The organism is Nitrospira sp. CR1.1, assembly GCA_014055465.1.
Taxonomy (GTDB): domain Bacteria; phylum Nitrospirota; class Nitrospiria; order Nitrospirales; family Nitrospiraceae; genus Nitrospira_A.
The window spans coordinates 122446-137879 of sequence record WIAF01000005.1; the positions used below are offsets into that span (position 1 = coordinate 122446).

At 59.3% G+C, this 15434-nt stretch carries 12 protein-coding genes and 1 tRNA gene; 4 read left to right on the forward strand and 9 right to left on the reverse strand.

Features of this window, described 5'->3' with window-relative positions:
* Positions 1-102 precede the first annotated feature (102 nt).
* Positions 103-191 (reverse strand) — tRNA-Leu (locus GDA65_10970).
* A 152-nt stretch (positions 192-343) separates the two neighbouring features.
* Positions 344-595 (reverse strand): hypothetical protein, encoded by a 252-nt coding sequence (locus tag GDA65_10975; GenBank protein ID MBA5863215.1) that lies wholly within the window; start codon positions 593-595, stop codon positions 344-346.
* Positions 596-926: 331 nt separating this feature from the next.
* On the opposite strand from GDA65_10975, the gene GDA65_10980 reads away from it, so the two are divergent.
* Positions 927-1760: a prolipoprotein diacylglyceryl transferase gene (locus GDA65_10980; GenBank protein ID MBA5863216.1), complete on the forward strand. Its 834-nt coding sequence runs from the start codon at positions 927-929 to the stop codon at positions 1758-1760.
* A gap of 22 nt (positions 1761-1782) precedes the next feature.
* Here GDA65_10980 and GDA65_10985 read toward each other — a convergent pair whose 3' ends face one another.
* The 4 genes from GDA65_10985 to GDA65_11000 all read right to left on the reverse strand — a co-directional run bounded on the left by GDA65_10985 (position 1783) and on the right by GDA65_11000 (position 9360).
* On the reverse strand, positions 1783-2187 hold the full coding sequence (locus GDA65_10985) for a tetratricopeptide repeat protein (GenBank protein ID MBA5863217.1): 405 nt from the start codon (positions 2185-2187) through the stop codon (positions 1783-1785).
* Positions 2188-2203: 16 nt separating this feature from the next.
* The gene (locus tag GDA65_10990; protein ID MBA5863218.1) at positions 2204-5764 is read right to left on the reverse strand and encodes an AAA family ATPase; all 3561 of its coding nucleotides are present in this window, start codon (positions 5762-5764) and stop codon (positions 2204-2206) included.
* Positions 5592-8816 (reverse strand): hypothetical protein, encoded by a 3225-nt coding sequence (locus tag GDA65_10995; protein MBA5863219.1) that lies wholly within the window; start codon positions 8814-8816, stop codon positions 5592-5594. Before GDA65_10995 ends, GDA65_10990 begins: the two co-directional genes overlap by 173 nt.
* A gap of 277 nt (positions 8817-9093) precedes the next feature.
* Positions 9094-9360, reverse strand: a complete 267-nt coding sequence (locus GDA65_11000) for a thioredoxin family protein (protein MBA5863220.1) — start codon at positions 9358-9360, stop codon at positions 9094-9096.
* Between the two features lie 155 nt (positions 9361-9515).
* Here GDA65_11000 and GDA65_11005 point away from each other — a divergent pair, with 155 nt between their 5' ends.
* From GDA65_11005 to yacG, 3 genes are all read left to right on the forward strand, one after another.
* Entirely contained in the window at positions 9516-11168 is a 1653-nt protein-coding gene (locus GDA65_11005; protein ID MBA5863221.1) for an alpha-D-glucose phosphate-specific phosphoglucomutase, read from the forward strand.
* Between the two features lie 142 nt (positions 11169-11310).
* On the forward strand, positions 11311-11985 hold the full coding sequence (locus GDA65_11010) for a hypothetical protein (protein MBA5863222.1): 675 nt from the start codon (positions 11311-11313) through the stop codon (positions 11983-11985).
* 22 nt (positions 11986-12007) lie between these two features.
* A complete protein-coding gene (yacG, locus tag GDA65_11015; protein MBA5863223.1) occupies positions 12008-12217 on the forward strand; it encodes a DNA gyrase inhibitor YacG in 210 nt (69 codons plus the stop codon).
* A gap of 16 nt (positions 12218-12233) precedes the next feature.
* Here yacG and GDA65_11020 read toward each other — a convergent pair whose 3' ends face one another.
* The 3 genes from GDA65_11020 to GDA65_11030 all read right to left on the reverse strand — a co-directional run bounded on the left by GDA65_11020 (position 12234) and on the right by GDA65_11030 (position 15316).
* On the reverse strand, positions 12234-12587 hold the full coding sequence (locus GDA65_11020) for a hypothetical protein (protein MBA5863224.1): 354 nt from the start codon (positions 12585-12587) through the stop codon (positions 12234-12236).
* Between the two features lie 357 nt (positions 12588-12944).
* A complete protein-coding gene (locus tag GDA65_11025; GenBank protein ID MBA5863225.1) occupies positions 12945-14219 on the reverse strand; it encodes a hypothetical protein in 1275 nt (424 codons plus the stop codon).
* Entirely contained in the window at positions 14078-15316 is a 1239-nt protein-coding gene (locus GDA65_11030; protein ID MBA5863226.1) for a glycosyltransferase, read from the reverse strand. Before GDA65_11030 ends, GDA65_11025 begins: the two co-directional genes overlap by 142 nt.
* Positions 15317-15434: the final 118 nt, after the last annotated feature.

Below are 15434 nucleotides of genomic sequence, written 5' to 3' on the forward strand. Positions count from 1 at the left end.
GTGCCTGGATCATGGGGATGAATATTGCTCAAGAAATCTGCGCACTACACACGAGCAGACATCGGCTGGAGTGAAGATAGATGGAGGAACACGTGGCGAGTTTGGTGCGGGAGGCGGGACTTGAACCCGCACGCCATTGGTATGACACAGGATTTTAAGTCCTGGGTGTCTGCCGATTCCACCACTCCCGCGGCGCAAAACCGTCGCGGCGAAATCTAACACCCGGGTATCGGAGGGTCAAGCTGCAGGCGGAAGATCTTCACAGCTATGTCACGGCCTGTCTCCTATGAGACAGGCCGTTGCAAGACATGCTATCAGGCTAACTGCTTTTCCCAACAGCCGGCTAGGCCGCTTCTTTGTGATCGTCTCGCTTCACCAGAGCCTTGCTCCGTTCCACCATGGTGGAAACCCCGCTTTTCACGGAGCGACTGAACCGGGTCGCCTGAAGCTGGGCTTTCTTGGCGTATCGGGCGACGTCACGACGCGTCTCTGCCCCGGACTTCGGCGCCAACAGTAACCCCAACGCCGCACCTACAACCGCCCCGCCTCCGATGATCGCTGCGATCTTGGCTGCTTCACGCCCCTTGGTAGACATCGTGACTCCCTCCCTCTCGTACAACAAGGTTGATGGTTCACTGACTCGGTGAGTCGCTATCTCTACTGCCTCTACAGCATCAACTGTGCCAGCCCATGGTGACGCAGTCTTGGGCCGGAATTGCAGCGTTCGATGTGACTAGGTTAAAAGCGCCTCATAATGGGTGCTGTTTTGTGAACAATGGAAGGAGACAACCGTTTCAGAAAAGCGACAGGTGTGCGTGGCACAAACCTACCCGCCTCCGTCAGGCCTTGTCTGGAGCGGGTTCACGGCTTGCCTTGCAATGTGGATCACGCTCACATAAGATCGCGAAACTCTGTGGAGTCCTTCTATGCTACCTTGGTTACACGCGATTCCCTATCCGGATATTGACCCTGTATTTCTCCGATTGGGTCCATTGCAGTTCCGATGGTACGGACTGATGTATCTCATCGGCCTGACCCTCGCCTACTTCATTATCGAGGCCCGGGCCAGGGCCCAGAAACTCCCGCTGAACAAAGATCAGGTTTACGACATGATCGTCTATGCGGCCGTGGGCGTATTTGCCGGCGGGCGGTTGGGTTATGTGCTGTTCTACAATCTGTCCTATTACCTGGAAAACCCGCTGAAGATCTTCGCGGTATGGGAAGGCGGCATGTCCTTCCATGGCGGGTTGATCGGAACCATCGTGGCGTTGATCCTGTTTGCAAAACGGCAAGGCATGACAGTCCTTACCATTGCCGACCTCGCTGCCGGTGTGACCCCGGTAGGTCTCGGACTGGGGCGAATTGGCAATTTTATCAATGGTGAACTTTACGGACGCCCAACCGATGTGGAGTGGTGCATGGTGTTCCCGGCCGGCGGCATGGCCTGCCGCCACCCGTCGCAACTCTACGAAGCGTTTCTGGAAGGACTGCTGCTCTTTACGGTGCTGTGGTTGATTACCCGCCGTCTGCCGCCGTCCGGAACCGTCTTTGGGTCCTTTTTGGTAGGTTACGGGCTTTGCCGGATTATCGTCGAGTTTTTTCGGGAGCCGGACGCTCAGATCGGCTTTCTTGTCGGGACGATTTCAATGGGCCAGATGCTTAGCATCCCCATGATCGTCGCAGGAGTAGTGATCCTCGCGATGGCCTCTCAGCGAAAGCGCCCCCTCGGATCAGACTCCGGCTCCGCCGCCCCGCTGTGAGGCTCACGCGTGCGTCAACTCATTATTTGGGGTTGGCGTCCATCCAGGACTTCTTCTCCAGAGTGAGTTCACTGTCGTACTTCCTGAGCGGCGGCGCGTCCCAGATGACTTTGTTGCCGGGGGCCAGATTGGCCGCGGCGACATAATGTTTTTTAGCTTCGGCCTTCTCGCCAAGTTTTTCCAAAGCCAACGCCAGATTATAGTGCGCTTCCGCGAGCGCGTGATCGGCCTGGATCGTCATCTGGTATACGTCACGTGCTCCGGCCCAATCTTCTTTCAGGAGCAACTGATTGCCCTGCTCCAACTGTTGACTCACCGCCGCACTGGTTCCGGTCGGCGCATGGAGCGGCCGTATCTCGGCTTTACGAGGCCCCGCACAACTGACGACCGTCAGCATCATCATGACCATCCATCCGAAACGTGTCATGCCTTCTCCCTTTTGTTCAGGTCCGAACCGTCACGCCCAACCGGAGAAAAATAAATTCGAATCCTTCGACCGGTTCTCCCAATGACAACGTGACTGCCTCCCGGTACAACCGCGCTTGCTCACGATACATGTCTACCCTGGCGTCGGCCTGGTCGAGCGGGATCATATCCGTCTTGTAATCGGCAATCCAGAGTCGGCCGTCGAAACGGTACAGCAGATCAATCGCGCCTTCTAAAATCTGCCGGCCGTTGTTCCTGGGTATCAAGAAAGGCATCTCCCGCCCAATCACCGTTACTCGTCGCAGGCGCTCGTACGCAGGTGACTGCGCAAAGGTTCGCAGGAGCGCATGAACGTCCTCAGCCATTGCCTGCCGCGCGGCTTCCTCCGGCTCATCGATCGCCAGAGACGCCCCGGTGATCGCTGCCACTTGCGACTCCACGTCAGCACCGAAGTCCCAATGTTGCAGAACCCGGTGTACGATCGTTCCAATCGCTTTTCCCGAAATTGAGTCTCGCCCCTGTCGGGATGATTGGGCAGTTGAAGAGGCCGACGCAGCTGGCTTTCGAATGAAATTCGAAGGCGAGACGATCAGAGATTCCGCACGATGCTCCTCCCAAACCCGATCACGTTGCGCCCAGCGATCGGAGAACGCCTGATCGAAGGGGCTCTCTTCTAACACCGTCGGCTGCTGCCGTACCCTCGAAGGCGGACGATCTTCTCCCATGAGGATGGTTTGTCGCAGGCCAACCCCGCCCACGGATAGATCGCCCTCCCCATTCCCGTCCAGTTCAGTTCCGGCCGCCTGTTCCAGCAAATCCAGCAGGGCTCCACGCACCCGGCGCTTCGGCAAGGCTCCCGACAACACCAGGGACTCGCGTGCCCGAGTCATTCCGACATAAAACAGCCGGCGGCGTTCTGCCTGTTCCCGTATACGCGCTTTTTCCGCAACCAGGACCGCACCCGCCGTGCACAGCCTGCCGAAGTCGAGCCCCTGCATGCCGGTGGACCAATCATGCCAAATCTGGGGTCGGGCGGGGCCTCGACCGGCCCCGTCCCCGTGGTGCAAGCCGGCCAGAATCACCAGAGGAAACTCCAACCCCTTAGCCTTATGAATGGTCAACACCCGTACCGCATCGAGCGTATCCTCCGACAGCGCGCTCTCCGCTTCGTCCGGTTGCTGGGTCAGTCGCTCCAGCATCAGCTCGACGAACCCGTTCAGCGTAAGAGCCGGCCGACCAGCCAGATCCGCCGCCATCTGCCGCACCTTCAGCAGATTCGCCACGGCCTGTTCCCCGTGGATCGAAGCCGCAGCCAATTCGAGCAGCGGAAGTTGCTGAAACACCAGATCTACAACCTCGGGTAACGGACAGCGGGGAGCCTGCTCTTGCAATCTCGCGAGCGCCGCGTACAACCGCCGGAGCGGCTGAGCGTGGGGACTGTTCCAGTTCGCCAGCCGGACGGCTTCGCGATAGTCCAGCGCCTGCGCTTCCTGCAGGCTCACCAATGCGGAATCCGGCAGGCCGCCTATCGGCGACCGCAAGACGCCGACCAACGCAATACGGTCGTGGGGATTCTCGATGCACCGGAGGATGTTCACGAGATCAATGACTTCCTGCCGGCGATAAAAATGCTTCTCGCCATCGATGATGTACTGGATGTCATGCCGCCGGAGCGCCTCCAGATATTCTTCGGCCTGCGTCAATTTACGAAAGAGCAGTGCGATATGGCCGGGGCGCAACCTGCTGTCAGTGCCCGTCGCCGCGCCCTGCGGTTCCGATGGGCTCAGTAACCGGGAAAGCATGGCTGCGATATGCTCGGCTTCCACCCTGGTGGCCGCGGCTGAATCCAGGTCGTCCTCCTCTTCCGACCTCACCAGCCGGAGTTCGACGCCGGGATTGCGAAACTGACTCGACCGATTGGGTTGCACCGTCAAGGGCACGTTCGGCGGCTGCACCGACGGCTGCGCGATCAGGAGGCGGCTAAACACTCCATTGACCAAGTCGAGCACCTGGGCATGGCTGCGGAAATTCGTCGTGAGTTCACAGCGCAAGGCGCCGCCCCGTTCCAGCCGCTCGACGACATGATCGAAAGCTTCGATATCAGCCCGCCGAAAGGCGTAAATCGACTGCTTCGGATCGCCGACGATGAACAATTTGCCCGATTCTAGCCCCGTATCACGCCAGGAAGAGGACTGCTCACCCAGCCGCTCCGCCAGATACAACACGATCTCGTATTGCACCGGATCGGTATCCTGAAACTCATCCACCAACAGCGCGCGATAGCCTCGCTTCAACTGCTCACGAATCATCGGATGGTCGCGGAGCAAGCTGCGGGCCTTCCCCACCAACCCGTCAAACGTCAGCCAGCCTGTATCCAGAAACGATGTCCGTACCGTCAGGACAAACGGCGTCAGCACCTCGAGCAGCTGCCCCAGCACTCCATGATCGACCTTGAGCAACCGGCTGGCGATCCGCTGGAGTGATTCGGCCTCCTCAAAGTCTTCATCCGCCCAGCCGGTCGGCGCCTTGCCGAGATCTTTGACCAGCCACTCTTGAGATTCAGCCGGAAGCGCATCGATTCCGTTCAGGCCGTGCGTCAGCAGGAGGCCGAACAGATCGGTGACGGCGGCCAGAATCGACTCAACCTTGCGGCGTTTCAGGCTGTCATACCGGGCCAGGAGCCCTTCTGCTTGTGCTTTGCGATCGGCGAACCAGTCGCGCAGCGTCTGGTTAAGACGGCCCTCCGATATCTGTTCCTTTAGTCCATGGAGATCGATCAAATCGCTGTGCAGGCTGTAGGCCAATTGCCGCAAGTCTTCCAGGCCGAATGCCGTCAGGAGCGCCCGCCAACGCGCATGATCAGCTCCGGTCGGCCCCAACTGATCATCCAACCAGAGTTCCCACTCCGCGGTAAAATGTTCTTCAAAGCGCGATCCATCTTCATCCGTTTGAAAGGTCGGGCTGACTCCGGCCTCGATCGGATACAGGCGCAGCAGGTGAGCGGCAAAACTATGCAACGTCCCGATCTGAGCCTTTTCGACATCGCGTAACGCGGCCTCGGCACGGGCCACAATTTCCTCGGTGGTCCACCCGAACCGCATGCGCAGATCGGCAATCGACACCGTGCCGCTTCCGGTGGCCGGATGGTCCCGCGCTTCGAGGCTTACCAATGATCGTAGGCGCTCGCGTAAACGGAGTGTCATTTCCGTCGCCGCCTTGTTGGTGAAGGTCAAGGCCACGATGCGCGACAGGTCCAGCGGGTCGGACCGGCGCATGAGGAGGTACAAGAGCCTGTTGACCAGCAAGGTCGTTTTGCCGGTTCCCGCTCCGGCGATCACCACGACATTGCGGTCAAACGTGGTGGCCGCCGCTTCCCGCGCCGCTTGATCTGGAATCTGCCCCTGGTCAGTCACGCGCCGCCTTCTGTGATCGCACAGTTCGCAGGACGCTGGCCTGTGATGAACGGTATGCGCGCCACCAGCTGGGCTGGTGAGCTTTCCGACAGGCTGCCGAAAATTCGCAATGGGCGCAGTGAGCCGTATCCGGCACGATGAAATGCCGTCCGCTCCGGATGCCATCGACCAGCAGGTGTACGGTTCGGCTCAGCAGCGGACCGGAGGGACCTTGCCAGGAAGAGGCCGCAAACGACGCGCGCTCAATCATCGGCATTCCCTGTGGCAGGAGATAGAAAAAGTCCACCTGCTCAGGGTAAAGGCCGGACACTGGTTCGTTTAAGCTGTCGACAGCCATCAGGGCGTAGAGCGCGGGCTGTAAGTGATACGCGCGCACCGCCGCTTGCAGGAGCTGACGATCCTTCGCCTCTACCCGGTCACTCGTGCGATATTTGTAATCGATCACCTGTATCGCACCGGAAACCGGATGCCGGTCAAGACGGTCCCATCGGCCGCGCAGTGGAATACCGCCTCCTCCCGTCTCATCGGGCAGAGTCCCCTTCGCATCGATTTCGCATTCCACCGGGACGAACCCTGAGACAGCGACCGCCTCGCGATCGAACAGGACCGTGGCTTCGACCAGGCGTTGAACCGTTTCCTGAGCCAATCTCCAGGTGAGGGCATATCCGGTCCCATGGGTCCTTGCATAGGTGGCGAAGGCCTGCGTGACGGCCCGAGTGACTTCTGCCGTGACAGCGGCCGTGGACGAAGTGGCGGTCGCCCACCCCTGCTGAATCAGCGCCTGATAACAGAGCCGCAATGCGTCATGGCACAGCTGTCCCATGGCCGGCGGTGAGAGTTCCATGGATACCGTTTGACGCACCGCTTCAAGGTCGAGCACCTGAGCAGAAAAATATTGGAAAGGGCAACGGGCGTAGGTCTCCAGGGCGGTCGGCGAGACCCCGCGCTCAGAGAGACGGGTCCAATGAGCGGTCGCATCCGCGAGCATGCCGTCGTAGGCGCTCAATGCCGGCACGCCGCTTTCGATCAGGCCTTGCGCCACGAGGCCATGAGCAAACACGTCCCCGTCGCGTCCCCCCGCCCGCAAGAGGGCGGACACATCGCGTCCCTGCAATACGCTGCTGACAGCGAGTTCTTCTCTCGTCAAGAGCGCCGGACTGAACAGGGACAGTGCGGTGCGATCCTTCCACCGGCGCGGTACGGCGAGCAGAGACTGTGTGTTTGCGACATGCGGCACCGCTCCGATGGCATCCAGATACCCCGACGGCGCCAACGGCCGCCCGGCCGCGTCAGCCCGCTGATACGACAGGTACAGACGCTCGTGCGCCGAGGCCCGCAGAAGTTCGAACAGCAACGCTTCTTCACCATAGCCCTGCAGTTTTTGATCGATCTTGTAGCCCAGCGTTTCACTCAAGACGAGACGGTGGCTGTCGCGTAGAAATCCGTCTTCGTGAATGAAACGGGGAAACACTTTTTCATTCATGCCGACGATAAAAACCGCGCGGAAGCCCAGCCCCCTCGCCGCCATCGCATCGAGTATCTGAACGCCCTGATGGGATGGAAGTGTCAGGGCGCAGGTCGTTCGCTCCAGGATTTCCTCGAACGTGTCCGTCCATTGCTGCCAGGTGATCTGGACATCGAGCCGATCCAACCCGCGCAGTTGCGCAAGGACCCCGCCGAGTGCCTCGGTGACAGTGCCAGCCCCCTCCTCCTGCGCCTCGACAACATCGGACGCACCCAGGGGGATGGAAAGATGTTCCTCCGCCAGCGCACAGAAGGCCTCCGTCAACGAGCCATAGCCGCCGGTCACCGGCAAACCCGTGACTCTGGCGATCAGTGGTGAGAGGCAGTCCCAGAGCAAGCGGAGTTGTGGCCCGTCAATCGAGAGCGCCTTGAGCGCATCGGCGGAAGACTCATCATCTGTAGCTATCCAGGACTCGAGATGTCCTAGTTGAGCCAGCCGCCGCCACTCCTCCTCGCCTCTGGTGATGCCCAATGCGTGCACGGCCAATCGCCAGAGGTCAGGTCGTGGCGGCACCCCTCCCTGCGAACTCATGAGCCGCCGATTCCAGGGCGAGGTAATGACTTCGAGCACGGCCTGACGATGCAAACTACTTCCCTTGAGCCGGGCCAGATGGAGCAGTGTTTTGACGGCCGGTTCTTGTAACAACGGGACAGTCGCGGTGGACGTAAATGGAATGCGATGCTGATCGAAAATGCGTCTGATCGCCGATTGATAGGGCACGAGGGTGCGTCCCACGACCCCGATGTCATCAAAGCGATACCCATGCGTTTCGACCAACGTGAGGATCTGTTTGCAGACCAGCGTCAACTCATCGTCGATTCCCGCCGCATTTCGTACTTCAACCGATACATTGACTGTTCCAGGATCAGACTCGACTCTCCGCGTTGAGGAAGGAGGCGGCGCCGCGCTGCTTCCGGCCAGTGGATACAGGTACCGTTCAAGAAACTGCTGCGCGAACCCGTAGGCAGGCTGAGCATCGACCGGAAAATACACCGTAACCGGAAGAGTTGCGGCCAGAGATTCCAGCAGCGTCAGCTGAGTCTGCGTAAGATCATAAGAACCGTAGTACCAGAGTGCGTCAAGGCCTCGCAGGAACGGCGAGGCAGGCACAGACTCAGTGACGAGCGAAGCCAGGTCGTCCGGGGATCCGATGCCCAACGCCGCACTACCTTCTCGAACCGCCGCGTATAAGGTAAATAATCCTTTGAGCTTTCGGCCGTCCTCCGGCGGGAACTGCCCTTCCTCCACTGCGCGTATCGCCAAAGCCGAATCCACAGTCGCATCCTTCAGGTCACGCAGACTCGCCCAAAGAGCCGTCCAGGCCCCGTGGGGGAGTTGGGACAGACGGAGGGGCTCGGTCTGCGGCACCTGACGTCGTCCGATATGCCGCAGCAGATGCTCGAAGAATATATCGGATACCAGATCCATCTGCCGCACCGGGCCCGCTCCTTCAGCCATGCGGCGTTCACGGTCCACATGGAGGGACAGCTGATGAAATGAAAGGATGTGGACATTGAGCAATGAAAGCTTGTGCTGCAGGATCAGGAGGCGCTTGAGCGAACGACGGAGTTGATCGGAGGGTACGATGATCGCGAGCAAAGCTAGCGGGTTCTGTGCTTTCAGAGCGCGGAGATCGTGAACGAGGTGCGTCTCGAGTGCGGGATGGAATGGGCCGGTGACGAGGCGGAGCATCTAACGGAAATGAGCCATAGTCAATGGTACATGTTCAACAGCCTGCATAAGGCCGATCGTGATTCACGACTCAACATTGACCGGTTGAGCGGTACGGCCGTTAGCCGGTTTCCGGGCCGAGCAATTCACCGTTGCAATCGACACAGGCCCAATCGCCATCGATAAATTTCATCGGATCGCCGCAGGTGCCGCATTCCGGCGGCGGCCCCTTGTCGATCACGGGAAGAATCGGCAATTCAAAATCATCGTCATCGGGAACGGTCATAGCTCTCCGATCTCACGCGCCCTGCGGTTTCATCTTCAGCTGCAGCGCCTTTTCAGCGCTTTGGCGAGGCGGCACCCCGACGAACGTCAGCCGACCGTCGATAATGGTCGCGGGCACCGCCCGGACCGAATGCCGATTCGCCAATTCCTGGCCGTCCGGGGTCGTAATATCGACCTCGCGATAGCTAAAGCTATACTTTACCCTAAGTTCCTTCCAGAGGCGCTTCGCCGAAGGACAGGCTCCGCAGGTCGGTGAATGCAATAAGGTGATATTCGGCATGGTCAACCCCTCTCCTTCTCGTGAGCGGATCTTAACACCCGCGCGGAGGAACGCGCAACCGCACGCACCTGACATTCCAGGCCCAAGTGTATATACTGAACGGGTCCTGACCTGGCACTCGTCATCCACCCATCATCAATTGTATTGAGGCGACCATGGCTCACCATCCGCGCGCCGGTCAACCGGCCCAACCAGAACAGCTCGTTGATCTCACCCGACTCGAACAAGCCTATTACCAGGACACGCCAGACCCGGCTGATCTTCAACAGCGCGTGAGTTTCGGCACCAGCGGTCATCGCGGCTCATCCCTGAAGCGGACGTTCAACGAGGCGCACATTCTGGCTATCACCCAGGCAATCTGTGAGTACCGTACCAAGGCCGGCGCCACCGGCCCCCTCTTCATCGGCAAGGATACCCACGCCCTCTCCGCCCCTGCCCAGCGCACCGCGCTGGAGGTGTTGGCCGCGAACGGCATTCACGTCCGCATGGATACACATGATGGCTACACCCCTACCCCGGTGATGTCCCATGCGATCATCGACACGAATCGCGATCGAACCTCCGGCTTGGCTGACGGCATCATTATTACACCGTCGCACAATCCGCCGGAAGACGGCGGCTTCAAGTACAATCCGCCCCACGGAGGCCCCGCCGATACCGATGTGACAAAAGCCATCGAAAATCGCGCCAATGAACTCCTGGCGGCCAACCTTCAGGGCGTGAAACGCATGCCCTACGAACAGGCGCTTCGAGCAGCCAACACGGCGCGATACGATTTCGCCGGAACCTACATCGCAGACCTCGCCAATGTCGTCGATCTCGATCGCATCAAGGCCGCCAAGCTCCGCCTTGGCGTGGATCCGCTGGGCGGCGCTGCCGTGGCCTATTGGCGTCCGCTGGCTGAGCGGTACGGATTGAATCTGCAGATCGTCAACGAATCGGTCGATGCCACCTTTCGCTTCATGACGCTGGATTGGGACGGAAAGATCCGTATGGACTGCTCCTCTCCCTACGCGATGGCGTCGCTCATCACCCTGAAAAACCGATTCGATCTGGCCTTTGGCAACGATACGGATACGGATCGCCACGGCATCGTGACACCCAGCGCCGGGTTGATGAACCCCAACCACTATCTCGCCGCGGCGATCGCCTATCTGTTCACCCATCGCCCCGGTTGGAAAAGCAGCGCGGGAATCGGCAAGACCATCGTCAGCAGCAGCATCATTGACCGCCTCGTCCGCTCGTTGAAACGCCGGTTGGTTGAAGTGCCGGTGGGATTCAAATGGTTCGTTCCCGGCCTCAGCGACGGCTCGTTGGGATTCGGCGGGGAAGAAAGTGCGGGCGCGGCGTTTCTTCGCCGTGACGGCGCCACCTGGGTGACCGATAAAGACGGCATCATCATGAACTTACTCGCAGCGGAGATGCTGGCGGTGACAGGGAAGGACCCGGCGCAATTGTACGGTGAATTAACGGCGCAACTCGGCGAGCCGGTGTACGAGCGAATCGATGCGCCTGCAACGAGGGCCCAAAAAGCCGCACTGCAAAAACTTTCCCCGCAACAAGTGCGGAGCAAGGAACTCGCCGGAGAACCCATTACCGCCATGCTGACAGAAGCGCCGGGAAACAAGGCCTCGATCGGCGGGCTCAAAGTGACCACCGCCAACGGCTGGTTTGCCGCCCGCCCGAGCGGAACGGAGGATGTGTATAAACTCTACGCGGAAAGTTTCAAGGGACAGGCTCATCTCCTTCGGATTCAGGAGGATGCGCAGGCATTGATCAAGCAGGTGTTCTCCAGCGCGGGCGCCTGAGAGGAGGCTGCACAATCAGCACGCTCCAAGATACCGACCTCTTCATCTGCGGCACCTGTGCTGGACAGGCGTTTGAGCGTCCGGCACTTGCGTGCTATGAGCTCGACTTACAGGCTCTGAAGTCCAGCTATACTTAGACAGTATGCCGATACATTCACGAACACTGTTCGGCCTGGCCCTCGCCGCCGCGCTCACCGCCTGCGCCGCCCCGTCGTCACAGGGAGTGCGGCAGCCCGTGACTCCCATCCATGATTGTTGCCGTGCCAGTCAGACCGACAGTCGTCAGCAGGCGATCGTCCGCACGGCGGTGAATCTGGTCGGCGCCACCACGATCGAAAGTCAGGGCCGTCGCATCAGTTATGACTGCGCTGGAGTGACGCGAGCCATTTATCTCGCACACGGCATCGACCTCTACGCCGGAGACACCACCGCCGGAAGAACCAATGGCGTCGGCCTCATTTACAACCATATCCGGAAACACGGCCGGCTCCACCGCGGACCGATCGTGCAGGCCGGCGACCTGGTGTTCTTCGACAATACCTGGGACTTCAACGGGGATGGGCTGGTCAACGATCCCTTGACCCATGTCGGCATCGTGGAGCAGGTGGAACAGGACGGCACGATTGTCTTCATCAGCCGGGTCGCCGGCGCCATCGAACGATACCGGATGAATGTGGCTCACCCGCATATCCATCGGACCGCCGACGGTCGCCTGCTCAATGACTATATGCGACGAAAGCACTGGCGGGACGGAGCACACACAGCCTATCTGACCGGCGAGTTATTTGCCGCCTTCGGCACCAGGATGGTAGAGTGAGTCGACCATCAGCAGCCGAAAGGTGCAGGCCGTGTCTCCTTCTTCCCTCTCCCAAAGCCGCTGTCCTGAATGCCACCAACCGACCGCCTGGCAAGACAACCCCTGGCGTCCGTTTTGCTCAGAGCGCTGTCAACTAATTGATTTGGGAGCCTGGGCGGGAGAACAGTACCGTGTGCCAGGACCGGGCCTGACGGTGAGCGGGTCGGAATCTTCTGCACCGGACAATGAGTGACCGGGTCGGTCCTATCCTATTCGCAGCGGCAGTTGGCCTTGTAATCCATGCACATCGGACCGAAGCTCCGTTCGCAATCGCAGCTGCACTTCGGCGTCTTGTCCGCGGGGCAGGTAATCTGGCACGTTTGCTTGATGCCCATGCCGCAGGACACGATCTCACAGGAATTGGATCCCTCGGCCACCAGCAGCGGCAACGACGGCTCCACCGGAGCGGGAGTCTGCTGCAAGGTTGCGGTACGGCTAGCTGGAGACTGAGTGATCGACAAGCCGCCGTCTTCTGCCTGAAGCGGCGAGGTCCATGCAGCCAACAACGTGACTGACAACAACAGCGCAGCCGCAACGCCGATTCGTAATAGGTCTCTCACCATGACGTCACCTTCCTTTCAGTGGGCTGCAGGATAGGAAGAAATCCGCATGAAATCAAGTCCCGGATCCTCTTGCCAGACAGTCCGGCGGCGGATATCGTTCCTCACCGAAAAACAGGGCTGAACATGGTGATCCCGCCCAGAACATACAGAACCGTCCCAAAACCGTAGAACGAAAACCTGACCAGGCTGCGGCAGCTGATCGCGAATACCTTCCTGGATCTCAAACGGTGGCCCGGCAGGGCCCCGCCTATGCCACACACGCAATGAACTTCCCCACCACCGTCCGAATCCGGCGCATCGTTCTCCAGCTCCGGTATCTCGTGACCATACTTTCAGCCCACCGCACCCGACTCCCGTTTACTCTGCCCGAGAGCGCAACCCTAAAGATCGGCAGACGATGGTCGCGAAAGGGTATAGGAACTGCGCCGCATACCTGCGTATGACCGCTAACCCCGTCGCCCTGCGTTCAAGCGGGAAATCCGGATCTGCAATGCCAGTGGCCGGATAGCCGCCATCCCCGCGATACAGGGTGCCAAACAGACGATCCCAGAAGCTGAAAATGACCCCGAAGTTTCTATCGCGATGTTCCGGCTCGATCGAGTGATGGATGCGATGAAACTGGGGCGACACCAGCACATATTGCAGGAGACCGAGATCGGCTTTGATGTTGGCATGATACAGCTTCGGGTACCACTTCAAGAGCAGGGCGAAGGAGACGGCCATGGGCGCATCCACGGCAAACATGAATATCGGGATACACACTAGACAGTTAGCAATAATCGCGTCCATGAGATGGACGCGATCGTCCGTAAACAGATTCATTTCCGGTTGAGAGTGATGCACGGTATGAAAGCACCAGAAGACCCACACCTTGTGACGAATGACATGGTGAAACCAGTCCAAGAAGTCGTTCACCAAAAGCACCAGGACGATTTTTGCGCCGAGCGACCAAGACTGGATCGCCTTGATGGACATCATACTCAGGTGGTCTTGGTACAGCTCACGAAGCCCTTGCATCACGAGGGAGATGACGACCAAAGTCAGAAATCCATGCATAATAAACCAGAACAGATCCTGAACCAGGCCAACCGAAAAGATCTTCTGTTGCGGCCGTGCGGGAAAAAGACGTTCCAGTGTCAGCAGGAACGCAAGGACAACATAGAGAGAGGGATCGAGTAGAGGCTTGACGATGAGAGCGGGCCAGACGTTGATAGCGGTCCAAATCAGGTGTTGTAAGGACTGCGGAGTCCAGGCCAGGAACTGACGTCGTCCCTCCGTCACCAGCCCGTTGAGATCACATCCACGACACAGGACGAAAACGACGGTGACTGCTGCAAGCGACAGCAGGATGAGGCCGCCTACGCGGGCACGGGCCGACAGCACGGATGCCCTATCTGTCCTGTCGAGTGTTTCCAATCGCCGCAAGTTATCACCACCCATTGTTAGCAGAATCCTCTGATGGCAATTGCCCTGATCCTCTACACTCAGACCTATGTGGCCTGCATCCGCTGAAGGAATCGCCTGCTCGCATACCTCACCGCCCCTGCCACACGACGATGGAGATGTGGAAGATCCTGCGACAGACAATGCCCGCCCACATAGGCCGCCAGTCGTGGAGAGTTCGATTCCCATAGCGCCGCAGCCGCTTCAGCGAAGAGGTCGCCCATCAGCTGCCTGTGGGGACGCCGAATACGTGATGAAGTCTGCGTTTCGTCTGACTCGTTTGTCAGTTCCTCGCCGAAGGCACGGATCGCGTCAATGGGAGTGGAGGACAGAGTTGCCAATTCCCTGGCCACACGATAGAGATGGACTCGAATTGAGGCAGTGTCTAACAGTTCAGGAGCCTCACGTACGACGTCCTTCACATGGTCTCTCACCGCTGACACGCCGCCGAAATGCCAGAGTTGCTCGGCGAGCATAGCAGAACCCGCGGCACGAGCCTCATGTTGAAGCCGGTCATACTGCGCCCTCGGAAGCAGATTCAGCGCACGATCGATCACGCGACGCAACGCGCCAATGGCCACCCCATTCCGTATGTTCGTCACCCACATGCCGCCGGTGAGGAGGCGTCCATAAGACACGGGACCGGGAACGAACTTCCAGGAGACGTGAAACGCCAAACGGAGCGCCATGTCGTTATGCTCGAGCGTCGGCAGGCACTCATCGAATAGCCCTGCCGCCTCGAAGGCTGTCCGCCGCACCAACCACGTATCCACGTTATGGATGTCTTCGGCCAGGGTGAGAAATGTTTCAAATACGCGACCGGACGGACATACGGCGGGCCAGATCGCTGCCTGACCGGTCTCGGTGACCGCGATCCCCTGACCATAGATCACCCCGATCTCCGGCTGTGTTTCGAGAATCGGCACCTGGACCCGCAACCGATGGGGCAACCACATGTCATCGTCGTCGAGAAACGCGAGATACTGCCCGGTACTGGCGGTAATGCCCACATTTCGTGCAACCGACACATTCTGTTTGTGGTCAAGCCGAAGGTATTTCAGGCCAGGGTATTGTCGCGCCACCTCTGGAGTGGAATCCGATGAAGCGTCATCGATCAGAATCGTTTCCAGGTCGAACAGCGTTCCCGCCCCTTCTTGCGCCAGCACCGATGCAATCGCACCACGAAGCAAGCCTGCCCGGTTATGTGTCGGAAGAATCACACTCACCAGCGGTCGGTCCGCGTGATGGGAGAGAGACCGTGGAGGGTTCGCGAAGATGGGCATCATGCGTTCGGCGGTCGGTGCGAATCCAGGGAAGGGGGAAGATTTTTCCGAAGGCCATCGCGAAGCGTCATCCGCAAAATCCTACTATCCGATGTCTCACGTCACAACAAAATATGCCTTT